At 63.8% G+C, this 24,843-nt stretch carries 27 protein-coding genes; 10 read left to right on the top strand and 17 right to left on the bottom strand.

What is annotated here, in order from left to right:
* Positions 1–120 precede the first annotated feature (120 nt).
* The 4 genes from AC3WVQ_RS03235 to AC3WVQ_RS03250 all read left to right on the top strand — a co-directional run bounded on the left by AC3WVQ_RS03235 (position 121) and on the right by AC3WVQ_RS03250 (position 5,420).
* A complete protein-coding gene (locus AC3WVQ_RS03235; protein WP_060644840.1) occupies positions 121–489 on the top strand; it encodes a hypothetical protein in 369 nt (122 codons plus the stop codon).
* A 124-nt stretch (positions 490–613) separates the two neighbouring features.
* Positions 614–1,984, top strand: a complete 1,371-nt coding sequence (locus AC3WVQ_RS03240; protein WP_090294717.1) for a PepSY-associated TM helix domain-containing protein — start codon at positions 614–616, stop codon at positions 1,982–1,984.
* 174 nt (positions 1,985–2,158) lie between these two features.
* Positions 2,159–4,492 carry a putative bifunctional diguanylate cyclase/phosphodiesterase gene (locus AC3WVQ_RS03245; RefSeq protein WP_060584241.1) on the top strand — a complete coding sequence of 778 codons (2,334 nt, stop codon included), beginning with the start codon at positions 2,159–2,161 and terminating at the stop codon, positions 4,490–4,492.
* A 139-nt stretch (positions 4,493–4,631) separates the two neighbouring features.
* A complete protein-coding gene (locus tag AC3WVQ_RS03250) occupies positions 4,632–5,420 on the top strand; it encodes a L,D-transpeptidase family protein (protein WP_492382594.1) in 789 nt (262 codons plus the stop codon).
* Positions 5,421–5,494: 74 nt separating this feature from the next.
* Here AC3WVQ_RS03250 and AC3WVQ_RS03255 read toward each other — a convergent pair whose 3' ends face one another.
* Positions 5,495–5,971, bottom strand: a complete 477-nt coding sequence (locus AC3WVQ_RS03255) for a MarR family winged helix-turn-helix transcriptional regulator (RefSeq protein WP_090294715.1) — start codon at positions 5,969–5,971, stop codon at positions 5,495–5,497.
* Positions 5,972–6,087: 116 nt separating this feature from the next.
* On the opposite strand from AC3WVQ_RS03255, the gene AC3WVQ_RS03260 reads away from it, so the two are divergent.
* Complete coding sequence (locus AC3WVQ_RS03260; RefSeq protein WP_090294713.1) at positions 6,088–6,510, top strand: organic hydroperoxide resistance protein; 423 nt, start codon at positions 6,088–6,090, stop codon at positions 6,508–6,510.
* A gap of 88 nt (positions 6,511–6,598) precedes the next feature.
* On the opposite strand, the gene AC3WVQ_RS03265 is transcribed toward AC3WVQ_RS03260, so the two are convergent.
* Entirely contained in the window at positions 6,599–6,886 is a 288-nt protein-coding gene (locus tag AC3WVQ_RS03265; RefSeq protein ID WP_060584245.1) for a DUF1236 domain-containing protein, read from the bottom strand.
* Between the two features lie 138 nt (positions 6,887–7,024).
* On the opposite strand from AC3WVQ_RS03265, the gene AC3WVQ_RS03270 reads away from it, so the two are divergent.
* Positions 7,025–7,282, top strand: a complete 258-nt coding sequence (locus AC3WVQ_RS03270; RefSeq protein ID WP_060516252.1) for a hypothetical protein — start codon at positions 7,025–7,027, stop codon at positions 7,280–7,282.
* A gap of 58 nt (positions 7,283–7,340) precedes the next feature.
* On the opposite strand, the gene AC3WVQ_RS03275 is transcribed toward AC3WVQ_RS03270, so the two are convergent.
* Together AC3WVQ_RS03275 and AC3WVQ_RS03280 are read right to left on the bottom strand one after the other, a co-directional pair.
* Positions 7,341–7,562: an alkylphosphonate utilization protein gene (locus AC3WVQ_RS03275; protein WP_110818476.1), complete on the bottom strand. Its 222-nt coding sequence runs from the start codon at positions 7,560–7,562 to the stop codon at positions 7,341–7,343.
* An 80-nt stretch (positions 7,563–7,642) separates the two neighbouring features.
* Positions 7,643–9,217, bottom strand: a complete 1,575-nt coding sequence (locus tag AC3WVQ_RS03280) for a helicase HerA-like C-terminal domain-containing protein (RefSeq protein ID WP_060516251.1) — start codon at positions 9,215–9,217, stop codon at positions 7,643–7,645.
* 250 nt (positions 9,218–9,467) lie between these two features.
* Between AC3WVQ_RS03280 and AC3WVQ_RS03285 the strand changes: the two genes are divergently transcribed.
* Positions 9,468–9,860 (top strand): hypothetical protein, encoded by a 393-nt coding sequence (locus AC3WVQ_RS03285; protein WP_034789243.1) that lies wholly within the window; start codon positions 9,468–9,470, stop codon positions 9,858–9,860.
* Positions 9,861–9,935: 75 nt separating this feature from the next.
* On the opposite strand, the gene AC3WVQ_RS03290 is transcribed toward AC3WVQ_RS03285, so the two are convergent.
* Positions 9,936–11,138 carry an MFS transporter gene (locus tag AC3WVQ_RS03290; RefSeq protein ID WP_090294711.1) on the bottom strand — a complete coding sequence of 401 codons (1,203 nt, stop codon included), beginning with the start codon at positions 11,136–11,138 and terminating at the stop codon, positions 9,936–9,938.
* Positions 11,138–11,770, bottom strand: coding sequence for an NAD(P)H:quinone oxidoreductase (gene wrbA / locus AC3WVQ_RS03295; protein WP_090294816.1), 633 nt, complete (start codon positions 11,768–11,770; stop codon positions 11,138–11,140). Before wrbA ends, AC3WVQ_RS03290 begins: the two co-directional genes overlap by 1 nt.
* Before the next feature lie 108 nt (positions 11,771–11,878).
* On the opposite strand from wrbA, the gene AC3WVQ_RS03300 reads away from it, so the two are divergent.
* Positions 11,879–12,790 (top strand): LysR family transcriptional regulator, encoded by a 912-nt coding sequence (locus AC3WVQ_RS03300; protein ID WP_090294814.1) that lies wholly within the window; start codon positions 11,879–11,881, stop codon positions 12,788–12,790.
* On the opposite strand, the gene AC3WVQ_RS03305 is transcribed toward AC3WVQ_RS03300, so the two are convergent.
* The 3 genes from AC3WVQ_RS03305 to AC3WVQ_RS03315 form a co-directional block, all read right to left on the bottom strand.
* Positions 12,787–13,947, bottom strand: a complete 1,161-nt coding sequence (locus tag AC3WVQ_RS03305) for an MFS transporter (RefSeq protein WP_090294710.1) — start codon at positions 13,945–13,947, stop codon at positions 12,787–12,789. The two genes, AC3WVQ_RS03300 and AC3WVQ_RS03305, sit on opposite strands and share 4 nt — an antisense overlap.
* Before the next feature lie 93 nt (positions 13,948–14,040).
* On the bottom strand, positions 14,041–14,877 hold the full coding sequence (locus tag AC3WVQ_RS03310) for an aldo/keto reductase (RefSeq protein ID WP_492382595.1): 837 nt from the start codon (positions 14,875–14,877) through the stop codon (positions 14,041–14,043).
* 104 nt (positions 14,878–14,981) lie between these two features.
* A complete protein-coding gene (locus AC3WVQ_RS03315) occupies positions 14,982–16,163 on the bottom strand; it encodes an MFS transporter (RefSeq protein ID WP_090294706.1) in 1,182 nt (393 codons plus the stop codon).
* A gap of 139 nt (positions 16,164–16,302) precedes the next feature.
* On the opposite strand from AC3WVQ_RS03315, the gene AC3WVQ_RS03320 reads away from it, so the two are divergent.
* Positions 16,303–17,196 carry a LysR family transcriptional regulator gene (locus AC3WVQ_RS03320; protein WP_090294705.1) on the top strand — a complete coding sequence of 298 codons (894 nt, stop codon included), beginning with the start codon at positions 16,303–16,305 and terminating at the stop codon, positions 17,194–17,196.
* A gap of 21 nt (positions 17,197–17,217) precedes the next feature.
* Here the strand turns inward: AC3WVQ_RS03320 and tam are convergent, their stop codons facing one another.
* The 6 genes from tam to AC3WVQ_RS03350 form a co-directional block, all read right to left on the bottom strand.
* Positions 17,218–17,991 carry a trans-aconitate 2-methyltransferase gene (gene tam / locus AC3WVQ_RS03325; protein WP_090294703.1) on the bottom strand — a complete coding sequence of 258 codons (774 nt, stop codon included), beginning with the start codon at positions 17,989–17,991 and terminating at the stop codon, positions 17,218–17,220.
* Positions 17,992–18,003: 12 nt separating this feature from the next.
* On the bottom strand, positions 18,004–18,666 hold the full coding sequence (locus tag AC3WVQ_RS03330; RefSeq protein ID WP_034789254.1) for a haloacid dehalogenase type II: 663 nt from the start codon (positions 18,664–18,666) through the stop codon (positions 18,004–18,006).
* 190 nt (positions 18,667–18,856) lie between these two features.
* Positions 18,857–19,417: a phosphatase gene (locus AC3WVQ_RS03335; protein WP_034789256.1), complete on the bottom strand. Its 561-nt coding sequence runs from the start codon at positions 19,415–19,417 to the stop codon at positions 18,857–18,859.
* 106 nt (positions 19,418–19,523) lie between these two features.
* On the bottom strand, positions 19,524–20,207 hold the full coding sequence (locus tag AC3WVQ_RS03340) for a YoaK family protein (protein WP_034789257.1): 684 nt from the start codon (positions 20,205–20,207) through the stop codon (positions 19,524–19,526).
* A 108-nt stretch (positions 20,208–20,315) separates the two neighbouring features.
* Positions 20,316–21,356 (bottom strand): zinc-dependent alcohol dehydrogenase family protein, encoded by a 1,041-nt coding sequence (locus tag AC3WVQ_RS03345; protein ID WP_034789258.1) that lies wholly within the window; start codon positions 21,354–21,356, stop codon positions 20,316–20,318.
* Positions 21,353–21,886, bottom strand: a complete 534-nt coding sequence (locus AC3WVQ_RS03350; RefSeq protein ID WP_060584261.1) for a GNAT family N-acetyltransferase — start codon at positions 21,884–21,886, stop codon at positions 21,353–21,355. The genes AC3WVQ_RS03345 and AC3WVQ_RS03350 overlap by 4 nt, the downstream gene beginning before the upstream one ends.
* A gap of 152 nt (positions 21,887–22,038) precedes the next feature.
* Between AC3WVQ_RS03350 and AC3WVQ_RS03355 the strand changes: the two genes are divergently transcribed.
* On the top strand, positions 22,039–22,920 hold the full coding sequence (locus tag AC3WVQ_RS03355; RefSeq protein ID WP_034789259.1) for a branched-chain amino acid aminotransferase: 882 nt from the start codon (positions 22,039–22,041) through the stop codon (positions 22,918–22,920).
* 70 nt (positions 22,921–22,990) lie between these two features.
* Here the strand turns inward: AC3WVQ_RS03355 and AC3WVQ_RS03360 are convergent, their stop codons facing one another.
* Together AC3WVQ_RS03360 and AC3WVQ_RS03365 are read right to left on the bottom strand one after the other, a co-directional pair.
* A complete protein-coding gene (locus AC3WVQ_RS03360; protein ID WP_090294702.1) occupies positions 22,991–23,506 on the bottom strand; it encodes a hypothetical protein in 516 nt (171 codons plus the stop codon).
* A 264-nt stretch (positions 23,507–23,770) separates the two neighbouring features.
* Positions 23,771–24,841, bottom strand: coding sequence for an IS110 family RNA-guided transposase (locus AC3WVQ_RS03365; protein WP_192373398.1), 1,071 nt, complete (start codon positions 24,839–24,841; stop codon positions 23,771–23,773).
* Positions 24,842–24,843: the final 2 nt, after the last annotated feature.

The following is a 24,843-nucleotide window of genomic DNA, read 5'->3' on the forward strand; positions in this document are numbered from 1 at the left end:
CACACATGAAATCTTTTGATGGTCCGTGCGGCGCTTTGCCGACTTGCGTTTGCGGACGCAGATCTTTAGCTGTCGCACGTCGATTTGGGGATGCGTTTGGCAAGGCTTTTAGGGGATCGGTTGACGAACTTGGCGGCGCGCATGCTTTGCGCGCTGGTCCTCGTCGTTTCGGCCTTGATCCAGCAACCGGCCGCCGCCATGCCGCGGTCGCCGGATGCGATCGCCTACGTCCTCCCGGATGGCAGCCTTGCCGATCTTTGCCTCTCTGGCCACGACGATCCCGATGGAAAAGGTGGCACGAAGGGCCACGGCTGCCAGTCCTGCTGCCTGGTTGCGCCCGCCGACCTGCCGGCGCCTTACCCGATCGTCTTGCCGTCGCAAGCCCGCGCGCGCCCGCTTTCCGTTCCAGCCGGCGATTTCGGTTTCGTTCGCTCGGTGCTCTTAACCGGAGCGGGGCCAAGGGCGCCACCAACGGTTTTCTCCACCTGATACGCGCTTGAACGACAGCTGATTGGCCTTGCGGCGTCCATCTTCGACACGCATTGCCGTGATCGGCGGTCGTCCCGATCACCAGGAGGCGAAGCCGTGCAAACGGTCCTTCCCGGAGAAAACCATGACAACCGCATCCTTCACCAATGCCGTGGACAGCCCCGCGGCCACAGAGCGCGGCATCTCGCTCTACCGCGCCATCTGGCGCTGGCACTTCTTTGCCGGCCTGCTCGTCATCCCCTTCATGATCAGCCTGGCGCTGACCGGGGGGCTTTATCTGTTCAACGACGAGATCGACGATACCGTCTTTGCTTACCGCAACGTCGTGCCAGTGGGCGCCGAACGGATGTCGCCCTCGGCGATCGTCGCGACGGCGGTGGAGTCCGTGCCGGGCAGCGCGGCCGTCTCCTATCGCACGCCGGCCGGCGCGGATCGCTCCGCACGCGTCACCGTCGGCATCGGCAAGGCGCGCATGCTGGTCTTCGTCGATCCCTACACCGGCGCGATCCTCGACCGGGTCGCGCCATCGGAGGAGTTCAACCAAGTGGTCGAGGACCTGCACAGCCTCGACTATTTCGGCAAGTCGGTCGAAACAATCATCGAGATCGTTGCGGGCTTTGCCATCCTGTTGGTCTTCACCGGCATCTATCTCTGGTGGCCGCGCCAGCAGACCGGCGGTGTGTTGACCGTGCGCGGCACGCCGGCACGCCGGGTGTTCTGGCGCGATCTCCATGCGGTGACCGGTATCGGCGCCGGCCTGCTGATCGTCTTTCTCGCCTTCTCCGGGCTTCTGTGGTCCGGCTATTGGGGTGCAACGGTCAACGGCAAGCTGACGGCGATGGGGCTCGGCTATCCGGCAGCGCTTTGGGATGAGGTCCCGACCTCCAGCAAGGTGTCGACCGACGTGTTGCCCAGGGCCAATTGGCTGATGGAAAACGCGCCGGTTCCGGCGTCCAGCGGTGGCGCGGGCGAGCGGGTCGGGATCGATCGCGCCGTCGCGATCGCGGATGCTGAGGGCATGCTGCCCGGCTACGAGCTCGCGATCCCGCTCGACGAGACCGCCGTCTATACGGCCGCCATCTTTCCCGCCGACCTTGCGCGGGAGCGCACGATCCATATCGATCAATATTCCGGCAAGCCGCTCGTCGACATTTCCTTTGGCGATTACCCGGCGTTCGGCAAGGCCATCGAATGGAGCATCAACGTGCACAAGGGGCAGGAATGGGGGCGCGTCAACCAGCTCCTGATGCTGGCCGCCTGCATTTCTATCGTGCTCGTTTCCCTTTCCGCCGTCATCATGTGGTGGAAGCGGCGCCCGGCGGGACGCATCGGCGTGCCCCCGATGCCGCCGCGGCGCAGCGTCTATGTGGGCTTGTGGCTCATGGCCATTGTCTTCGGGCTGGCGTTTCCGTTGACGGGCATCGCGATCGTCGTCATGGTGATCGTCGATCAATTGCTGATGCGCGTTGCACCGGTGCGCCGGCGGTTGTCCTGAACGGGCATTAAGGGGTGGCGTCATCCACCCCTTCTATCGCCTCTTGCAACTTGACCGTTGCAACCTCTACACGATTTTTCTACAGTTATTTAGGAAGAGCTAACTCTTGCTCGTCTAACGTGAAGTGGGGAAAGATCGACCAGCGACGCGGCGAAGAGCGTCGGGAGGCCTTGCTTGGCGAAGAACACGTCCCGCAATCCGCGATATGCCGCTCTCAATGCCGGCGGCAACGCGGAAACGCGCCGCCTGATCGACGCCAGCAATCGGCTGGCCGAGGAGGTCGCGCGCATCTTTCCGAGCGAACCCGATATCGCCGATCGCCACTACTGGTTGGAGACCATCATCAACCACGTGCCGGACTACATCTACGCCAAGGATGTGGAGGGGCGGTTCCTGATCGCCAATCAGGTGACGGTTGCCGACAACGGGCTCGAAGCCATGAAGGATATCGTCGGCAAGACCGATTTCGATCTCCATCCGCCGCAGATGGCCAAGGCGATTGCCGACATTGAGCGTCGCGTCATCGAAACCGGCGAGCCGATCTTCGGCATCGAGGAACGGGCCATCGTTAGCAAGGGCCGCGATCGCTGGCTGATGACCTCCAAGGTGCCGCTGCGCAACAAGAGCGGCAAGATCGTCGGCATCGTCGGCGTTTCGCGTGACATCTCCGACCGCAAGGCGGCCGAGCGGCTGCTCGAAGGGCAGGCGCGCCTGCTTGAGATGATCGCCAACGGCCGGCCGCTCGACGCCTTCTTCCGCGACATGATCCTGTTGATCGAAGCCTTGATGCCGGGCATCAAGGGCTCGGTGCTGCTGCTGTCGCCCGATGGCCGCTATCTCTTCCACGGCGCAGCGCCAAGCCTCGACGAGGCCTATTGCGCGACCATCCACGGCGTCGAGATCGGCCCGCGCATGGGCTCCTGCGGCACGGCCGCCTGGCGCGGCGAGCAGGTGATCGTCTCGGATATTCAGGTCGATCCGCTCTGGGACGATTATCGCGAGCTGGTGCTTCCCTACGGCTTCCGCTCCTGTTGGTCGACCCCGATCCATTCGCGTGAGCGCAAGGTGCTCGGCACCTTCGCGCTCTATTCCGATGTCGTCGGCGTGCCCGACGACGGACAAAAGGAACTGATCGCCATGGCGGCGCATCTCGCCGGCATCGCGATCGAGCGCAAGCAGGCGGAAGATCGCATCAGCTTCATGGCGCACCACGACGCGCTGACCGGTCTGCCCAACCGCGCACAGTTCGAGGAACAGGTCGCCGAGGCGCTGGAAGCCCTGCGCGGCAGCGGCCAGTGGGCGGTGCTCGCCTTCCTCGATCTCGACAATTTCAAGCTGGTCAACGATACGCTCGGCCACGCCGCCGGCGACGAACTCTTGAAGGTCACGGCCTCGCGCATGCGCGCTTCGGTGCGTAAGTCCGACATGGTCGTGCGGGTCGGCGGCGATGAATTCATCCTGCTTTTGAACGGGCTTCCCTGCGAGCGCGATATCGTGCTGGCTCGGCTCGAGGATATCCGGCGAGCGATCGCCGCGCCGATGCAGATCGAGGGCCGCAGCCTGCAGGTCACCTGCAGCATGGGGGTCGCCTGTTTTCCCAATCAGGGCAAGACGGTCGGCGAACTGCTCGCCAATGCCGACATGGCGATGTACCGGGCCAAGGAGCTCGGCCGCAACAACCTGCAGGTCTTCACCGAAGAGATGGCCGCCAAGGCGCATGAGAAGCTCAAGCAGCAGGAGGAGCTGCGCCAGGCGCTCGCGCGGCAAGAGTTCTTCCTGCAGTTCCAGCCGCAGATGAATCTGGCGACTGGCCGCGTTTTCGCGGCCGAAGCCTTGCTGCGCTGGCGCCACCCCGAACGCGGCACGGTCTCGCCGGCGGCGTTCATTCCGCTCGCCGAGGAAACCGGGCTGATCGTGCCGATCGGCGACTGGGTGCTGCGCGCGGCCTGCCGCCAGGCCAGGGCCTGGCAGGATGCCGGCCTGCCGCCGCTGATCATCAGTGTCAACGTTTCGGCGCGCCAGTTCCGTGAGCGCAACTGGGCCGCCCATGTCGCGGCAATTCTCACAGAGACCGGGCTTGACCCGTTCTGCCTCGAACTGGAACTGACCGAGAGCCTGATCATGCAGGATGTCCCTGGCGCGATCGCCACCATGCACGAGCTGCAGGCGATCGGGGTGCACCTGGCGATCGATGATTTCGGCACCGGCTATTCGAGCTTGAGCGCGCTCAAACGCTTCCCGGTGCGCCGACTGAAGATCGACCGGTCCTTCGTCGCCGACATTCCGACGGATCTCGACGACAACGCGATCACCGCCGCGATCATTTCGCTTGCGCGGAACCTCGGCCTTCGTGTCATTGCCGAGGGTGTGGAAAACCAGGCCCAGGTGGAATTCCTGCGCCAGAGCGGTTGCGACGAAATTCAGGGCTACTTCTTCAGCCGGCCGCTCTCGGCTCCGGATTTCGAGGCGCTGATGCTGCAGCCGCGGTTCAGTATCCACAGCGTTTGAGCCCTGCCACCCTCGCGACGCAAGCTTCGTTCCAGCCGTAAATGCAAGCATCGCCCCAATCCGTGGGGGCTGTGCGTAGCATTTCGTTAAGCAAATTCATGCAGCACTCCTCATGCCGCACTCAAGCCTCCAGAGTTCGATGTCCTCTTCAGTCCTTTTCTCCCGTCGCCAGTTTCTTCGCTCGTCCGGCGTGGCGCTCGCCTCCGCCGGTCTTGCGAGCTGCACTTCGTCGATGAACACGGATGTCTTTCGCTATGAGACGGCGCCGGTGTTCCGCAATCCAGCGGTCGAGGGACGGTTTACCGATCCGCGCGCCGAAGGCATCTATGAAAGGCAGGATGGCCCAGGGCCAGTTCCAACCGGTCTTCCACCGCAGGGCCTCTATGTCTCGGAAATCTATGCCTCTGTAAGCGACAGTGGCTATCAGGTGCCGGAAATTCCCTATCGCCAGATCGACGCGCGCTTCTACCGCCAGGAGGTCAGCGATCCCTTCGGCGAGCAGCCGGGCACGATCGTCGTCGATACCGGCGACCGCTACCTCTATCTGATCCAGCCGGGTGGCCGGGCGCTGCGTTACGGCGTCGGCCTCGGTCGCGAGGGTTTTGCCTGGTCGGGTCGCGGCGTCATCCAGTGGAAGCAGAAGTGGCCGCGCTGGACCCCGCCGGACAGCATGGTCGCCCGCCAGCCACAGCTAAAGCCCTATTCGGCCCAGAACGGCGGCATGGCCCCAGGCCTCAACAATCCGCTTGGTTCGCGCGCGCTCTACATCTTCCAGAACGGCCAGGACACGCTTTACCGTGTTCACGGCACGCCGGAATGGAAGTCGATCGGCAAGGCGGTCTCGTCGGGCTGCGTGCGCATGCTCAACCAGGATGTCATGGATCTCTACGATCGCGTCCGCGGCAAGGCGCCGATCCTCGTTATCTGATGACGGGCAGGGACGGATATCCGCCCCTCACGTTTCCGCACAGCACCCACCGCGTCGAGCGGAAGGCAGGTCGGTCAATCCTCGCCGGGGCCGGCATTGAGCTGCCGCGTCAGCTGATGCAGCGTCTCGCGAATGTCTTCTGCTTGCTTCAGGCTGCATCCCGAGGCCCTGCTGATGCCGATCAGGATGCCGAAGGCCTCGTTTTTCAGGTCCTGGCCCTTGTCCGTCAGCCGCACGATCACCTGACGTTCGTCGCTCGGGTCGCGCTGGCGACCGACATAACCGGCTGCCTCCAGGCGCTTGAGAAGCGGCGACAACGTGCCTGAATCCAGACCGATCTCCTCGCCGATCCGCTTGACCGTCATCTCGTCCTGTTGCCAGAGCGCCAGGAGCACGAGATATTGGGGATAGGTGAGGCCGAAACGATCGAGCAGCGGCTTGTAGGCGCGGTTGAATGCATGCGCCGCAGAATAGACCGCAAAACACAGCTGCTTGCCGAGCGCGAGTGCTTCCTCGGGAATGGTGTCGCTATGTGCCGCCTTGTTCGCCATGCGTCATTGTCGCAAAAAGACGCTCGAAATGCAATTTGCAAAATTAATTTGCGTACAATTGAATTTTGCGCTATCTAAATCGCATTCACTCAGGAAACGCAAAGGAGACCCCGCCAATGCCCATTCTTTACCGCACCACTGCATCCGCAACCGGTGGCCGCGCCGGCCAGGCCAAAAGCGCCGACGGCGCGCTCGACGTCACGCTCACCGTTCCGAAGGAACTTGGCGGCGACGGCGCCCGCGGCACCAATCCCGAGCAGCTCTTTGCAGCCGGCTACTCGGCCTGCTTCCTCGGCGCACTGAAATTCGTGGCCGGCAAGGAGAAGGTAAAACTTCCGGAAGACACTACGGTGACGGGAACCGTCGGCATCGGTCCGCGCGAGGATGGCACCGGCTTCGGCATCGACGCTGCGCTCGAAATCTCTTCGCCGGGCGTCGACAAGGCCGTGCTCGAAGATCTCGTCCAGAAGGCGCATATCGTTTGCCCCTACAGCCATGCAACCAAGGGCAACATCGACGTCAAGCTGACCGTCGCCTGAGTTTCTCAGATTGAGCTCTTTCAGATCCCCTGTTGAAAGAAGCCCGGCGGTCTCCGTCGGGCTTCTTTTTCAGGCATGCTGTGCCGGTCTACTGCAGAACCTCGATGACCCGCCTGCTCTGCGGATCGACCAGCACCCTTTGCTGGTTGACGACGACATAGCCGTAGGTCGGTTGCTGCGGGATCGGGTAGACCTCGACCGTGTCGGGCAGGGGTTCGCCCACGACGACAGTGCCGTCATAGGTCACGGATGGGCTGGTTTGCTGAAGGACGTAGGTTTTGACCTCGCCGGGAACGATGACCGTCGTGGTCTGAGCCAGGGCGACGCCGGAAAAGGCAAGGCTTGCCACAAAACCGGCTAGGATGATTTTCTTCATGACAGTACCTCCTGTCCCTAGCCAACGGTCCGGCGACAGATTGGTTCCCCTGCCGCGGCGCGGGAACCTATGCCTCGACTGGGAGCTGCTGGAACCTATGCTCGGGCTGAGGAGTTGATGAGCAGGAGGTAAAATAGGATGATCGCCAGGCCGAAAACCAGAACCTGCGCGCTTGCGCAGCGAGAGCTCGAATGCGCGACCGCATTGCGCGAGGAGTTCCAACTGCTGACGGATCTCGCCGAGCGGGTAGGGTGGCATTGGGACGAGATCGCCTTGGCTCTGCTGGAGTTGACGGACGAATACGCCGCCACCCAGCGGGCCGCCGTTGCGGTGAGCGGGCGCCGCTTGAGCGCTTCACCCTCCCCAACACACGGCATTGACAAGACACGGCATTGATCGGCACGGCTGGCCGTCGGGTCATTTCGCCGTGCCGTTCCGGCATCCCGCGCGGGCCTTAAGCCTTCTTCAGAAATTCGGTGCGCATCACCCGACCCTTGGTCTTTTCGACGCGGCACTCGACTTCATCGGGGGAGGATGCGCTTGATCGGGGGAGGATGCGCTTGACCATCGTCCCGCGCTTCAGCGTCGTCGAGGTTCCCTTGCCTTTCAGGTCTTTGATCAGGGTGACGTTGTCGCCGTCCTTGAGGATGGCGCCGATTGAATCCTTCACATCCATGCGGATGTTCCAGAAATGACGACGCGCCCTGATTTGGTCAGGGCGCGTGGGAATGGATGGGCCGCGTCGGCCGGTCTTGGTTAGCGTCGGCTAAGGCTGCCGAGGATGCCGCGCACCAGGGCGCGGCCGACCTGGGTCGCGACTGTGCGGGCGACCGATTTCATCGCCGCTTCGACGACCGTCTCGCGCTGGTAGCCGGAGCTGCGAGGGCGCGCCTGCTTGCCGGCCGGTGCCGCCTGATCGTCGTCGCCAAAGCCCGGCAGCGTCCAGCGGCTGCCGCCGGTGCTCGCCTCGCTCGTCTGCTGCTCGGCCTGAGACTGTGCCTCGGCCTGTGCGTCGGCTGCCTTTTTGGCGCGCGCCGCTAGGATTTCGTAGGCCGATTCACGGTCGAAATCCTCATCGTAAAGCTCACGGACCGGGCTGACGTCCATGACCTTCTTCCGTTCGGCCTCCGTCAGGGGACCGACGCGGGACTGCGGCGGTCGCACCAGCGTACGCTCGACCATCGAGGGCGCGCCCTTGCCTTCGAGCGTGGAGACCAGAGCCTCGCCGGTGCCGAGATTGGTGATCACCGTGGCGCAGTCGAAATCCGGGTTCGGGCGGAAGGTGTCGGCGGCGGTCTTCACCGCCTTCTGGTCGCGTGGCGTATAGGCGCGCAGCGCGTGCTGAACGCGGTTTCCGAGCTGACCGAGAACCGTGTCCGGCACGTCGAGCGGGTTCTGGGTGACGAAATAGACGCCAACGCCCTTGGAGCGGATCAGGCGCACGACCTGTTCAACGCGCTCGATCAACGCCTTCGGCGCGTCGTTGAAGAGCAGATGCGCCTCGTCGAAGAAGAAGACCAGCTTCGGCTTGTCCGGGTCGCCCACTTCCGGCAGCTCCTCGAACAATTCCGACAGCAGCCAGAGCAGGAAGGTGGCGTAGAGCCGCGGGTTCATCATCAGCTTGTCGGCCGCCAGCACCGAGATCGCGCCGCGGCCGTCATTGGTGGTGCGCATGATGTCGGAAATCTTCAGCGCCGGCTCGCCGAAGAAATGTTCGGCGCCCTGCTGTTCGAGGATCAGCAGCTCGCGCTGAAGCGAGCCGACCGAGGACTTGGAAATGAAACCGAACTGATTGGAAAGCGTGCTGGCATTGTCGCCCATGTAGTTGAGCAGCGCCTGCAGATCCTTGAGGTCGAGCAGCGGCAGTCCGCCCTCATCGGCGATCTTGAAGGCGATGTTGAGCACGCCTTCCTGCGCGTCGGTCGCGTTCATAAGCCGCGACAGGAGCAGCGGGCCCATCTCCGACATGGTGGTGCGAACGCGATGGCCCTTCTCGCCGTAGATATCCCAGAAGATGACCGGGAATTCCTGAAACTCATAAGGATTGGTCGGCAGGCCGATCTGTTCGGCACGCTTCAGGATGAAATCCTTGGCCTCGCCGATCGCGCCGATGCCGGAGAGGTCGCCCTTGACGTCGGCGCAGAAGACCGGGACGCCAGCGTTGGAAAAGCCTTCGGCAAGCACCTGCAGGGTGATCGTCTTGCCGGTGCCGGTGGCGCCGGTGACCAGGCCGTGTCGATTGCCGAACTTGAGCTCCAGATACTCGCCCTTGTTGATCGAATCATCAGGCTTGCGGCTGGTGCCGATAAAGAGCTTGCCTTCTTCCAACATGTGGGCTTCATCTCCGTTTCATCAATGAAAGCGGGCGGTTCGCAGTGTCGCAGGGGCGCGCCGTCATCGAAATGTGCCTGGATTTCTGTTATAGGTGGTGCGGTTGCGCCCGGCAACAAGGCTGTGCCCATCCGCGACCGGAATGCGGCGATATCGACGGATCGATAGTCACGGCTCACGGCTTGTTATTTGGTGGGCGATCATTTACCTTGACGTCAACGTCAAAAATCCAAAATGAGGGAGTTTCTCCATGAATGAACTGGTCACGCGCGTTGCTGAAAATGTCGGCATCGAGCCGGCAACCGCCGAAAAGGCTGTCGGCATGATCCTCGGCTTCCTGCAGCGCGAAGCCGCCGACGGTCCGGTTGCCCAGATGATTGAAGCGATCCCGGGCGCGTCCGAACTGATCGCTCAGTACAACGGCGAAGGCACGGGCGGCGGCGGCCTGCTCGGCGGTCTGATGTCGGCAATCGGTGGTGGCGGCGTCATGGCGCTCGGCCAGCAGCTGATGAGCCAGGGCCTCGGCATGGGTGAAATCACCGGACTTGCAAAGGAAACCATCGCGTTCGCCAAGGAGAAGGCCGGCGCAGACGTGGTCGACGAAGTCGTCGCTTCGGTTCCGGGTCTCAGCCAGTTCGTCTGATACCGGCGACCCGAACGTAAAAAAGCGAAGCCCACCGGCGTCTGCCGGTGGGTTTTTTGTTGCCTGCGGCCCCTGTCAGCGTTCCGGCCTGCTTTCCCGTAGCGTCCGTTCGAGTGTGGGCGTCAGCCCGATGCAAAGAACGGCACTGGCGCCGATAAAAGCCGCACCCGATGTCCATCCGTAGAACTCGATCGCGGTTCCGACCGCGACGGGGCCGACGAGTTGCCCGAGATTGCTGCCCTGCATCAGCAGGCCCATCGCCATCGGCGCAAGCGCCGGACGTGGCGACAGGAGCGGCACCGATGAGATCAGCGTCGCCGGAATGAGCCCGCCGATCGCGGAAAACAGGATGCAGAGCGCCAGGATCAGATGTCCGCCTGATGGGCTCAGGAAGATCCAAAGGCCGGACACGCCGGTCAGCAACGCGGCGCTTGCGACCAGCCTGCCGCGGGCGAAGCCGCGGGACAGAAGATGGCCGGCGGCCAGATTGCCGAAGACGTTCACCAGCGTGATGACGGCGCTCAACAGGCCAACGGTTCCAAGCGAGACCTGCAGGCGCTCGATCAGCAGGATCGGCAGAAAGCTGGAAAGCGTGAAGCTCATCAGGCTGTAGAGCGAAAACAGCGCGAAGAGCAGCACGGGCCCGCGGCTCGTCAGCGTTTCCGCGGCATCATCCCGGAAGCGGGTGGCGACACGGGGCGTTTGCCGGGATGGCGACACTGCCAGAAAGATGGAGGCGAGGCTCGCAAGCGTGAGCAGCCCGTTGCTCCACCAGATCGCCTGCCAACCGGCAAAGGCGGGCCCGGTCAGCATGGCGATCGCCATGCCCGCGGGCATGAAACAGCTCCAGAGCGCAAAGACGAGGTCGCTGCGCTCCTGCGTCACCAGGCGCATGAGGATGGCGGGGCCGGCGACGACGACAAGCAGAAAGCCGAAGCCCTCGATGATGCGCGACAGCAGAAGCAGCGTGAATGCTGGGCTCGCCGCGCCGGCAAAGGAACCGAACGCCAGCAGCGCCATGCCGATGCCAAGCAGGCGCCGGTCGCCGACAGCTGTGACGAACGCGCCGGCTGCCATGCCCCCGACGACGCCAACGACTGCGAAGACGGAGGTGATCCAGCCGAGGGCAGAAAGGTTGAGCCCAAGATCGGATTGAAGCAGCGGGCCTGCAATCAGCCCCTTGCCCACCTGCATCGCCGCGACCACGCCGGCCGCAACAACGGTCATCACGCCCGACCAATCGGTTCTTTCGCGAACAAAGGCTGCGGCCGTGGCCATCAGGCGATCTCCCCAACGCGGGTGCGTCCGGCAACCAGCGCTGCCGCCAGTTCCGCCACGTGGCGCCCCTGGAAGCGTGCGCCTTCCAGTTCGTTGGCGCTCGGCTGCCGGTCGCCGCCGTTGCCGTCATCGGCCAGCGTCGAGGCGCCATAGGGTGATCCGCCGGTGATTTCGTCCATGCGCATCTGGCCTTTGAAGCTGTAGGGAAGGCCGGTGATCACCATTCCGAGATGCAGCAGTACGGTATGCGTGGCGAGTATCGTCGATTCCTGGCCGCCATGCTGGCTTCCGGTCGAGGTAAAAACGCTGCCGATACGCCCGACCAGGGCATCGCGCGCCCAGATCCCACCCGCCTGGTCGAGAAAGTTCTTCATCTGGGCAGCCATGTTGCCGAACCGTGTCGGCGTGCCGATGATGATCGCGTCATAGTCGGGCAGTTCGGCGACTGTTGCCACCGGCGCATCGTGGTTGCGCTTGTAGCCGGCCTTGACGGCCACGGCTTCCGGGACGATTTCCGGCACGCGCTTGAGCGCGACGGTGGCGCCGGCGGTGCGCGCACCCTCGGCGACGGCCTTCGCCATGGTCTCGATGTGGCCGTAGGAGGAATAGTAGAGCACGAGCACCTTGGTCATTTCGGTTTCCTTTTTGTGGGCGGCATTGCCGTTCACAGAAAAGATGGGTGCTTTTCTCGATCTCTTGGAGTGATATAATTTTCATCAAGATGATCTATGGAATCGATCATGCTCGATGCCCTTACTCTCGATCAGATGCGGACCTTCGTGACCGTCGCCGAAAGCGGAAGCTTCCGCGCCGGCGCCGCCAGGCTCTCACGGGTGCAATCGGCCGTCAGCCACGCCATCGCCAACATGGAGGCCGAACTGGGGGTCGCCCTTTTCGACCGTTCCGGCCACCGGCCGGTCCTGACGGCGGAAGGGCATGCGCTGCTCGCCAATGCGCGCGACATCCTGTTGCGGGTGGACGCGATGCGCGCCCGGGCACGCGGGCTCGGCGAAGGCATCGAGCTTGAGCTTTCTCTGGTCGTCGATACGCTGTTTCCGATCGAGACCGTCGGCCTGGCGCTGAAGGAGATGCGCGGCGCCTATCCGGATGTGTCGATCCGGCTTGCGGTCCTGCCGCTCGGTGGGCCGCTCGACGGCCTGGTCGATCGCCGCTTCACGCTCGGCATCACTGTCGGCGAAGATTTCCGCGACCCGTCGATCGCCCGTCGGGCGCTTGCGACGGTCGAACTCGTCGCGGTCGTTGCCGCAAATCATCCCTTGGGGCTGCGCGCAGGGGGAGACGTGCTCGACAATGCCGAGCTTGCGGACCATCTGCAGATCGTCCTGTCGGATCAGTCGCAGCGCACGGTCGGGCGCGACTACGGCGTGCTCTCGCCGCAAACCTGCCGTGTCAGCAGCCAGGACACAAAACATGCGATGATCCGCTCGGGCCTCGGCTGGGGTCGATTGCCGTTCTGGCAGGTGGAGCGCGACCTTGCGGAAGGCCGGCTCGTGCGCATGCCGACGGCCGCCCTTGGCCGCAACAGCCAGGTGGGGGCCGAAGCCTATCTCGTTCACCGGATCGACGAGCCGCTCGGGCCGGCCGCCCGCGTCTTCAACGAGGCTCTCGCCCGGATCTGCGCGGAGGGCTAGCGTCGGCCGTTGAGCGCGAAGGCAAGCGTGAAGACCACCAGCACGACGCCCACGCCGATCGGGCCAGCGATCGGGTTGATAAAGTTCATCAGCGCGCCGGTCGCGCCGGATCCAGCCGCGCTGCCGGCGGCATAGGCGAGCGAAAAGGCGGCACTGCCGGCAACCAGCATGCTGCCGCGATACTCTTCCCCGAGCATGGTGAGCGCCGCCGTATAGAGCGCGAAGCTCGCCGCGCCGATGAAGGCGAAGGTCAGAAGCAGAGCGATATCGGACGACAGCAACGGCACGAGCAGATAGCCGCTGGCAGCGATCGCGGCCGCCGAGATCGCCACCCAGCGGCGCGGCAGGCGGTCGAGAAGCACGCCGATGAAAGGCTGTGCCACAGCTGTCGGTATCGCCAGCGCCGTTACGCTCAGCGCGGCAAAGGCCTGGCTGTGGCCGGTCTTGACGAAATAGACCGGCATCGCCGAGATCGCGGCGATATCGGCAAATCCGAACATCAGCACCATGAGGATCAGCATCGGCGCCTTCCCGAAAAAGGCGAAGAGGTCCCGCGTCGAGGACGGCTCGGGCCGGGTGCGGGCGCCCATGGTCAGCAGCCCAGTGAGGAAGGCGACGAGTGCGATATAGATCGCCAAGAGGGCAAAGCCGAGACCGCCGCTGGTGCCGAGCAGCGGGATCGCCAGCGGACCGGCCGCAAAGCCGCCGCACATGCCGGCCCCATAGAGGCCGGAGACGCGGCCGCGCAGTCGGTCCGGGCAGGCGGTGTTCAGCCACGCTTCACCAAGCATGAAGACCATGCTGACGAAGAAACCGAGGGCAAAGCGGGCGATAAACCAGATGACGAGTTCCGACGTCGAGGCAAGTGTCGCGAGACAGATGGAACAGCCGATGAGGCTGGCGATGATCAGCTTGTCGGCCGAGGCGAGCCGCGTCAGCCGGCCGAGAATAAGTGTCGCAACACCGAGACCGGCGGCAAAGCCCATGGCATTGAGGCCGATCATGCCGGCCGAAACGCCGCGGCTCTCAAGCGAAAGCGAGATCAGCGGATAGGTGAGCCCCTGCGCCACCGAGAAAGCGGTGACACCGAGAACGACGGCGATAATCGCCGGCCAGTCGGGAGCAAAATCGCTCGCCTGTGCCTCGTGCAACGACATCGCCCCCTCCCTACGATCCGTGTCCTTGAGGCGATGTCCATATCGTATCCACCGCCGGCAGGGAATTGGCCGGCGGCGAAATGATTGCGTTCGTTAAGCAGCCTTGTCCCAGACGGGGGCAAGGCCTTCCGGGTTGACGATGCGGCCGTCGGCACGCGCAAGGGCGTGGATTTCGGCCATTTCGCCGTCGCCGAGCGCAAAGTCGAAGATCGCGAAATTTTCCTTCAGGCGATCGATCGTCGCGGTCTTTGAAAGGGTGATCACGTCCTTCTGCTGCACGAGCCAGCGCAGCGCTACTTGCGCGGCCGTCTTGCTGTGGCGGGCACCGATCTCCTTCAAGAGTGGATCGCTCGGCACCTTGCCGTTCGCCATCGCATAGTAGGCGGTGATCGACATGCCGTGCTTGCGGGCGGTCTGAAGCACCTTGGTCTGATCAAGATACGGGTGGTACTCGACCTGGTTGGTGGCGATCGGCGCGTCGCTCAGCTTCACGGCCTCTTCCATCTGCGCCGTGTTGAAGTTGCTGACCCCGATGTGGCGAACCTTGCCGGCCTTGTGCACTTCGTTGAGAGCGCCGATGCGCTCGGCCATCGGCACGTCGCTGCCGCCCGGCCAGTGCAGGAGAAGCAGGTCGACATGGTCGGTCCGCAGCTTCTTCAGGCTTTCGTCGACCGAGGCGAGGAAGTCGCGATGGGCATATTTGTCGACCCAGACCTTGGTGGTGAGGAAGATATCGGCGCGTGACACGCCGGAATTATGGATGGCCTCGCCGACTTCGGCCTCGTTGCCGTAGATCTGCGCCGTATCGACGTGATGGAATCCGAGCTTCAGGGCTTCCGGCAGAACGCGCAGCACATCGGCACCGGGCATGCGGAAAGTGCCGAAGCCGAGCGCCGGAATGTTGGCGCCGTTGGAATTGACGGAATGCATCGTGGGTAACTCCTTGTACTGGGCATGTTATGCTTGATAAGCGCCCGGCCACCTGGCCGGGCGAAAAAGGAATGAGGCTATAGGTGGTCCTCGCAGACGGCGGTTCAAGCCGTTTGGTAGGCCGCCCCGGTGCGACGATCAAGGGCGCCGCTCAGGAGCGTGAGCAGCAGGGCTGCGGCGACGAGCAGGGCACCGATCACGGGCGTCATGCCAAGGCCGAGCGGCGAGGCGACGATGACGCCACCGAGCCAGGCGCCGACGGCGATGCCGAGGTTGAAGGCCGCGATGTTGAGCGCCGAGGCGACATCAACGGCGCCCGGACGATGTTGCTTGGCAAGCTGCACGACATAGAGCTGCAAGCCCGGCACATTGGCGAAGGACAGGAAGCCGAGGGCCGCAAGCGTGACCAGCGTCAGCACCGGCGAGGGGGCCGTGAAGGTGAAGAGCACGAGCACCGCCGCCTGCGCCAGGAACAGGCCGATCAGCGCCTTGACCGGGTCGCGGTTGGCGATCTTGCCGCCGGCAATGTTGCCGATGGCAATCGCGATGCCGTAGAGCACCAGGATCAGGCTGACGGCGCTTTCCGAAAAGCCGGTGATGTCCTGCAGGATCGGCGCCAGGAAGGTGAAGGCGACGAAGGTGCCGCCGTAGCCGAGCGCGGTCATGGCAAAGACGATCAGCAGGCGGCCGGAGCCGAGCACGCGCACCTGGTCGATGAGCTTTGCCGGCGGCGCCTTGGACAGCGTGTTCGGCAACAGGGCTGCGATCGCGACAAGAGCGACGACGCCGAGACCGGTGACGGCCCAGAAGGTGGCGCGCCAGCCGAAGGTCTGGCCGATCCAGGTGCCGAGCGGTACACCGGTGACGATCGCGACGGTCAGGCCCATGAACATCATGGCAATGGCCGAGGCGCGGCGGTCTTCCGGTACGAGGTCGGCGGCAATGGTCGAGCCGACCGAGAAGAACACGCCATGGGCAAAGGCAGAAATGACGCGGGCGAAGAGCAGCGGTTCATAGCTCGGCGACAATGCTGCGGCGGCATTGCCGACGATGAACAGCGCCATCAGGCCGATCAGCAGCGGTTTGCGCTCGATCCGGCCGGTGAGCGCGGTGAGAACTGGCGCGCCGAAGGTGACGCCGAGCGCGTAGACGCTGACGATCAGGCCGGCGAGCGGCAGGGTGACATTGAGGTCGGTGGCTACCGTCGGCAGGAGGCCGACGATCACGAATTCCGTTGTTCCGATCGCATAGGCCGCGATCGTCAGCGCAAGTATGGCAATAGGCACGACGAGACCTTTCCCACCCGGCTGGGAGCACCGGGCGTATGGTTGTTGTTGAAGTCGGGTGGAATATGAGCCTTTGCACTCATCACGATAATACGCATAATCAGACAAACGTTTGTGAATTGAGTTCAAAGGGAAGCGCATGGACAACCGAGCCGGTGAGATGGAGGTTTTTGTCGCCGTGTCGGAGACCCGCAGCTTCTCCGCTGCGGCGCGGCGCCTGAAACTGTCGCCGTCGGCCGTCAGCAAGCTGGTGACCCGCATCGAGGACCGGCTTGGCACGCGCCTGCTCGTGCGCTCGACCCGGACCTTGCAGCTGACCCCGGAAGGCGAAGTCTATTTCCAGCGGGCGCAACGGATCCTCGGAGATATCGCCGAGACCGAGCATGTCGTTGCCGCCGGCGGACGCATGGCGCCGCGTGGGCTCTTGCGGGTGAACGCCGCCGTCGGCTTCGGCGAGCGCTACATCATGCCACTCGCGCCGGAGTTCCTGGCGCGATACCCGGAGGTCCAGCTCGACCTGACGCTGACCGACAGCATGATCGATGTCGTCGGCGAACGCACGGACGTGGCGATCCGCACCGGACCGCTGCGTGATTCATCCCTGAAGGCGCGCAAGCTGATGGAAACCCGGCCGGTGGTGATCGCCTCGCCCGCCTATCTTGAAAAGTATGGGATCCCGCAAACCCCTGACGATCTCGACGGCCACAACTGCGTTCGCTTCAACTTCCGCCGCAGCGTCGACGAGTGGGCGTTTCGCGGGCCGGGCCAGTCTCAGATCGCGCACCGAACCGTCTCCGGCAATATGCAGGTATCGAGCGGTTCGATCGTCCGCCAGCTTTGCCTTGCCAGCGTCGGCATCGGGCGCATCGGTCGTTTCCATGTCGAGCCGGATTTCGAGGCTGGAACGCTGGTGCCGCTGCTCGAGGACTATCAGTCGGGCGAGATCGAGACGGTCTACGCCGTCTATGCCGGCCACGAGCATCTCGCTGCCCGTATCCGCGCCTTTATCGATTTTCTGGCAGAGCGCATGTAAGCGCCCGGCGGGCAGACGAACTCAGCCCGCCTTGACCGCCACGATGAAGAACCTCGGAAAACGCAAGAGTACCTTGCCGTCGCTCGTTGCCGGATAGGCCGTGCGTATCCTGTCCGTGTAATCGGCGAGAAAGGCGCTCCGCCGGTACTCGGTCAAGGCATCGAGATAAGGTCTGAGGCCGGTCCCCTTCACCCACTCGACGATCGCTTCGGCATTGGCGAGGCGATGATAGTAGATCGTATGCCAGACCTCGATGCGCGCTGCCCACGGAACCAGGCATTCGACATAGGTTGCCGGCGGCGGCATCGGGTTGCGGCGGATGGTCTTGCCGGCAAAGGCTTCAGCGAAAGCCGGGCTGCGCGCGGTCTCTTCCATCAGGAGGTGGCTCGGCTCTCCGAGGTTGTCCGGCATCTGCACCGCGAGCGTACCGCCGGAGGCAAGCGCCTTCATCAGCCTTTCGAAGATAGTGAGATGGTTCGGAAGCCACTGGAAGACGGCGTTGCCGTAAAACAGCGAGGCGCCGGCGGGAGGAACCCAGGCCGCAAGATCCGCCTTTTCGAAGGATACCCCGGGCAGCCGTTTGGCGGCGGCAAGGAGCATGTTCTCGTCGCTGTCGAGGCCGGAAAGCGTGGTCCAGGGAAACCGGTCGCGGATGAGCTCGGTCGAGTTCCCCGGGCCGCAGCCGAGGTCGAAGGCGAGGCCTTCTGGCAGGTCAGGCACTTGGGCGAGAAGGTCTCTGGCTGGTCGGGTGCGTTCGTCTTCGAACTTGAGATACTGCGCGGGCGACCAGACCATCAAAGAACTCCTTCAGATACCGAATTGCAGGCTTTCGAGAGAGGGCAGGATCAAGGCAGGCCCATGATCGCGGTATTCGTCCGGCATGTCTGCCCGATTGATCCACACGGTGCGGAAGCCGAATTTCGTCGCCCCGGCAATGTCCCAGCGGTTCGACGACTGGAACGAGACTGCGTGCGGGTAGAGCCGGTAGCTGGTGGTAACGAGATCGTAGACGGCGGGCGCCGTCTTGAACGCCTTCACCGCGTCGACCGAAAAGACGTCGTCGATGACGATATCGAGTGCGGCGTTGCGCACGGCCGACGCGAGCATGGCCGGCGAACCGTTGGAGAGGATGGCGATCCGCGCCCCGCGCTCCTTGAGACCTTTCAGAACGGCCGGCACTTCCGGATAGCAGTCGAGCGTCCAGTAGGCGTCCAGCAACCGCTTGCGCAGCTTCGGGTCGGCGGAGGGAAAGCGCGCGAAGGCAAAGTCGAGCGCCTGTTCGGTCAGCTTCCAGAAATCCTGGTAGCTGCCCATCAGCGAGCGCACCCAGGAATATTCGAGCTGCTTGGCGCGCCAGAGTTCGGAAAAAGCCTGTCCGTCCGGACCGATCTCCTCAGCGTGGCGCCTGACCGCCGCATGCACGTCGAAGAGCGTGCCGTAGGCGTCAAACACATAGGCCGCGTGGGACATCGTTTCCTCCCGTCAGTTGTCTTCGGTGCTGGCTGACATGGCGAACATGCCACGTCAAAGCCTATCCGAAAACAAAGGCTTACAGCATCACGCCCGATCGGACAGCCCGCTGTCACCGTACTTTACGCGGATCATGTCAAATATTTGTGCGTCGCACAACGGCTGGCCGCTCAAAGGCAGGTATCCTGCCTTAGCCCTTGGCCGGTTTCCAGACTTTTGCCGGGAAGCGTAGCGCCTGCTTGGCGAGCTTGCCCTTGAACCCGAGCGCCGTGTCGCACAGGTTGACCACATGCCGGTTCGGCTTGGCTTCCGGGCGAAGCGCATGCAGGGCCGCGGCTGCCTCTTCCGGCGGCATGTAGCGTGCCAGAATGCCCAGCGTCAGCGCCGTCGCGCGGCCAATGCCCCGCAGGCAATGGACGAGCAGATGCGCGTCCTCGGGCAAGCGGTCGATGAAAGCGAAGGCGGCGTCGATCGCCTGCGGACGCGCCGCATCCGGTTCGTCCGGATCGGTGGTGTCGCCGAAAAAGAGTTCCAGGTGATTTTCCGGCGGCAGCTCGATCATCGACAAAAGCCGGCTGCCGGGTGCGCGCACGGAGATGAGATGCGTCGGCGCCCAAAGCGCACGATTGTGCCGCGCCTCGGTCTGCGAGCTGACGATGACACGGATCGGCCAGCCGGCCGGATGCGCCGGATTGGCGTTGAGGATGGGATGGTAAAGTTCATCCGCAGTAACGGCTGCCGCAAGCGCCATGGCAGGACCTCGCTCGTGATTCTTCAGCGCGGATTTTGCCCTGAAACCCGTCCGGGCTTAAGGGCAAAATCTTGGGGGGAGGCGAAAAGCTGTGGCCGGAGCGGGATCAGCCCGGATGGATGTAGCGCTTCGACCAGCGCGACGGCACCAGAATGGTGGCCAGCGTGAGCCCGGCGCTAAGCGCGAAGGAAGCCCAAAGAGACGCCGGGCCGAAATGGCGCTGCAGGACGGCGCCGGCGACAGCGCCAGAGAACATGCCAAGCCAGGGCACGATCTGCATGAGCCATTGGCGGTTGGTGTTGCCGAGCAGCCAGCGGCCGAGGCCGCGCCCGAAACGGGAAAGGGCACCCGTCACGTAGGTGAGCCCGATCGGCAGGCCCTCGATGTGCTCGACGGCGGCATTGACCAGGCCCATGGCAAGCACGATGCCGTAGAAATAGAAGGGCTTTGGCATCGAGGTTCCGAAGCCGGCGCAGAGCATTAGCACCAAACTGACCATCGAGAGGACGCCGACGACGCCGAGGCGTGCGGCCGCAATCACGCCGAGCGCGTTGCCGATGATGAACGCTCCAAGCGCGCCGACGAGCAGCAGGGCGCCGGTGAAGTCGCCGTCGCCGAGCGCGATCGCCGCCCGCGTCGTGTTGCCGCTCATGAAGGAGACGAAGTCACCGATGCTCAAGAGCCCGATCGCGTCGGTCATCCCGGCGAGAAACGAGATCGTCGCGGCGACGGCCAGCGCCGTGCCGGTGCGCTGCCGCTTGATCAGTCTTCGTCGTCTCGCAATGGTCATCTGCCTTGCCCCCGATTGGGGACAAGGCTAGCGCATGCGGATGGTGAGTCGGAATGGGCGGTCATCATATTGCCTGCCGGCTGCGGCGTTCACGGCTTGCCGTAGCCGTCAGAAGCGGGTGATGACGCTGATACCGAGATCGGTGGCGCGGTCCATGGCGACGAGGGCAGGGATCGCCTCTTCAAGAGAAATTTCCCGGCCGATCAGTTGCTGCGGCTTCAGCTTGCCGTCGGCGATCATCGCCAGCATGGCGTCGTAGCGCCAGGCCTGCATGCCGTGGCTGCCATAAATTTCGAGTTCGTGGCCGATCACCTGCGCCATCGGGATCTGTGGCGTCGCCTGGTCGCCGAGCATCAGGCCAACCTGGACGTGGCGGCCGCGCCGGCGCAAGTTCTTGATCGAGTTGAAGCAGGTCACGGGATTGCCGAGCGCGTCGATCGAGACATGGGCGCCACCGCCGGTGATATCCTTCACCGCCGCTGCCACGTCCTGCACGTCACGGCCATTGATGACAGCGACCGCGCCGAGTTTTTTGGCGAAGGCGAGCTTGTCTTCGGCGATGTCGATCGCAATCGGCTGGGCGCCGAGGGCCGCCGCGATCATGATTGCCGAGAGGCCGACGCCGCCGCAGCCATGCACCGCCACCCACTCGCCGCCCTTGACCTTGGCCTGGTCGGCGATGGCGCGGAACGACGTTGCGAAGCGGCAGCCGAGGCTCGCAGCCGTGGTGAAGTCCATGCTTTCAGGCAGATGCACGAGGTTCTGGTCGGCAAAGTCGAGCGCGACATATTCGGCAAACGAGCCCCAATGGGTAAAGCCCGGCTGGAACTGCGCCTCGCAGACCTGCTGGTTTCCCGAGCGGCACTCGCCGCAACGGCCGCATCCGGAAACGAAGGGCACGGTCACCCGATCGCCGACCTTGTAGCGCATGACGCCGCGGCCGGTGGCGGTCACCACGCCCGCCAGCTCGTGGCCGGGCACATGCGGCAGGCGGATATCGGCGTCATGGCCCATCCAGCCGTGCCAGTCGGACCGGCAAAGCCCTGTCGCCTCGACCTTGATGACCACGCCGTTCTCCGTCGGTGTCGGATCGGGAAGGGTACGGATTTCCGGCATCTTCTCGAAGGCGTCGTAATACATGGCTTTCATCGGGTCGCTCCTTGCAATGTCTCAATGGGTGGGGCGCGGCCGTCGATGTGGCGCGCCATCAGAAATTCGTCGACCTCCCGGTCGCCGTCGAGCATGCCGCCGGGAACGTGCCCGATCTTGTAGAAACCCGCACGTTCATAAAAGCGGATCGCCGTCGGATTGTCGGCACGCACCACGAGTTCGAGCAGTCGGATGCCGGCCGAGCGCGCATGATCGGTCAGTTGCGCAAGCAGCTGTCGCGCCACGCCGGACCCGCGGGCCTCGTCGCACACATAGACCATGATGATCGTGCCCCGATGCGCCAGCCGGCTCGCACGCTCGCGCATCAGGCCCATGATGCCGACCGGCTCATCGCTGTCGAAGGCCACGAATACGGCGTTGGCGGTCAGCCGCGCGCGCCATTCCTCAGCCGAAAGGCGCTCCCAGTCGGCCGCTGTCGAGGCGAAGGCCTGCGGCTCGCGGTTGAGCGCTTCCAGCCTGATGCGGCGGAAGATGTCCACGTCGTCAGCGTCGAGATGCTTGATGCGCACGGCTTTCCCTTTTCTTTGGCGAAGAGACTAAGCGAGAGGCCTTCGCGGTACCAGAACGGCCGACATGACATTTTTTGATAGACCCATTCACCCCGATGCTGTTTTTTCGGGGTATGCGGAAAGACTAGAATAAAAACCTCAAGGAGACGCAGATGGCCGTCGATACATCCCCCCGCTCAGTGACCTGGACCTATGTCGATGGTGAATGGCTCTCGGGCAATCCGCCGCTGATCGGCCCGACCTCGCATGCGATGTGGCTGGGCTCGACGGTGTTCGACGGCGCCCGCGTTTTCGACGGCGTCGCTCCCGACCTCGACCTGCATTGCCAGCGCGTCAACCGCTCGGCCGCCGCGCTTGGCCTGAAGCCGACGATGGCGGCGGAAGAGATCGAGGCGCTGACCTGGGAAGGCGCCAAGAAGTTCGACGGCAAGACGGCGCTTTATGTGAAGCCGATGTACTGGGCCGAGCACGGCGCGGCCGGTGTCGTCGCCATCGACCCGGAATCGACCCGTTTTGCGCTCTGCCTGTTCGAGGCGCCGATGGGCAACGGCCACGGCGGCTCGTCGCTGACGCTGTCGCCCTTCCGCCGTCCGACACTGGAATCGATGCCGACCGACGCCAAGGCCGGCTGCCTCTATCCCAACAACGCGCGCATCCTGACCGAGGCCCGTTCGCGCGGCTTCGACAATGCGCTGGTGCGCGACATGCTCGGCAACATCGCCGAGACCGGTTCTTCCAACGTCTTCCTGGTCAAGGACGGTGTCGTCTTTACGCCGGCCGCCAACCGCACCTTCCTTGCCGGCATCACCCGCTTCCGCGTCATGACGCTGCTGCGCGAAGCCGGTTTCGAAGTGGTCGAGGCGACGCTGACGATGGCGGACTTCGAAGCGGCCGACGAGATCTTCACGTCCGGCAACTACTCCAAGGTGCTGCCTGTGACGCGTCTCGAAAGCCGCGACCTGCAGGCCGGCCCGGTCGCCGCCAAGGCGCGCGATCTTTATATGGACTGGGCGCACGCGGCCCGCGACGTCTGAACCGCGCGCAAAACCCCGGCGCACGGTCGTACCCGCTGCGCCGGGGCAAGATGGCCCTCGGTTCAGGCACTCAGCGCGAGCGGCGCGCGCGCGCACCGACCACGGCGCGCCTGTGGATCAGGTAGGCCTGGACGGAGAGGCCTGCGAGGAAGATCACCAGCCAGGCAAGCAGCGTCGTCTGCACGATCGGCGATTCCGGGCCGCTGGCAAGTGGCTGCGAGGCGGGCAGGCGCTTCAACGTCTCGGCGATCGCCGGCACGATCAGCAGGAAATAGCTGAACGAAAGGCCAAGCGTTGCCAGGTAGGGGCGCAGGCGGCCGAAAAATTCGAGCCTTTGTGCTGCAAGGCTCCCACCGATGACGAGCAGCGTGACGATCCCGAGCGCATGGCCCGCGTTGAAGCCGCCGGTGCTCGAAAGCCCCGCGGACGTCAGCACCGCCAGGATGATCGCGGCGAGGTAAAGCTTGCCGGAGCGCGTGCCGGGAACAATCGCACCATACCGGGCAAAGCCATAGAGGCCCGCCACGACGGGGGCGAGGCTGATGACGGTATGGATGATGCCGAGTGTGGAAAGCGGATTTGCCATGATTTTCCTCCAATGAAAGAACGCAAGGGGCAGAACGCCTTGAGTTGGCGGCTTTCCTTGGGTTCGGTTTTGTTCTGACCGGCCTTTTTTGCCGATCGGCTCAATGGTCTTCGTTCCGCTGGACAGGGCCGTCCTTCGGTTCTGAACCATTCTCCAATGCGTGACCTGATGGCTTGGCTTCGGTCACAGAGTGGCGTTCGGCTCCCGGCTTCCCATTCTCCTTGAGGAGCGCAGCCCGGCACTGCTAGGCTCGCTAGAAAGTCATCAGGACAGTCGGGATTTCATTGACGCGCCTTCCGTGATGATGCTTTCGCCGCGCGGCTCGTAAGCGCGCTGGTCGCGCAGGATCTGGAAGGCGATCGTCAAAAGCTTGCGCGCCATCGCCACACGCGCCTTGTTGGTTCCTCTGATCTTCAGGTGCTCATATTGGGCGCGAAGCTGTGGATCGCTGGCGATCGCCGGGGTGACCGCTTCGACAAAAGCCCAGCGCAGCCACTTGTTGCCCTGCTTGATGATCTTGCCGTGATAGGTCTTGCCGCCGCTCGAATAGGTCGAGGGCACCAGCCCGGCATAGGCGGCCAGCTTCTTCGGGTTGCGGAACCGCGCTATGTCATCGATCTCCGCGTCGATCAGACGGGCGAAGAACTCGCCGATGCCGGGGATCGTCTTCAACAGCCTCACGTTGGGATTGGCCTTGGTCATCGCCCGGATCGTCGCTTCCGACTGCTTGATCCGCTCATCGATGTCGCCAATGAAAGCGAGGCCACGGTCGATCTGGATGCGGTCGATCTCAGAGACGTTGACCTGCGAAAGCTGAATGCGGCCGGCCTTACCAAACAGATCGCCGAGCGTCTTCAATTGCGCCGTCTGCTCCGGATAGCGATCAAACACCGTGACGATGCGGTTCTTCGTCATCGTGCGCAGCCGCACGTAGAACATCCGCTCCCGCAGGGCGACACGCAGGTCCCGCGACCGCTCGCTTGGCGCCCAGGCTTCCGGCACCAGGTCGGCGCGCAGCAAATGCGCCAGCACGGTCGCATCGATCTTGTCGGTCTTGATCTTGGCGTCGGCGATCGCCTTGACCTTCAACGGGTGGGCGAGAACGACATCATCACAAATGTCGTCGAGCCAGTCGTAGATAACCATCCAGTTGCGCGTCGCCTCGACAACCGCATGGCTGTTTTCGCGGTACCGCTCGAGAAACCCGCCGAGCGACTGGCGATCGTTCTTCACCCGGCCGGAGCGCAGCGTCTTGCCGCTGCTGTCCTGCACCACCAGATGGCTATAGGATTTGTGGTAATCAACGCCGATATGGTAATCATAGGACGCAGTCATGC

Source organism: Ensifer sp. EB106-05-01-XG146, from assembly GCF_058791875.1.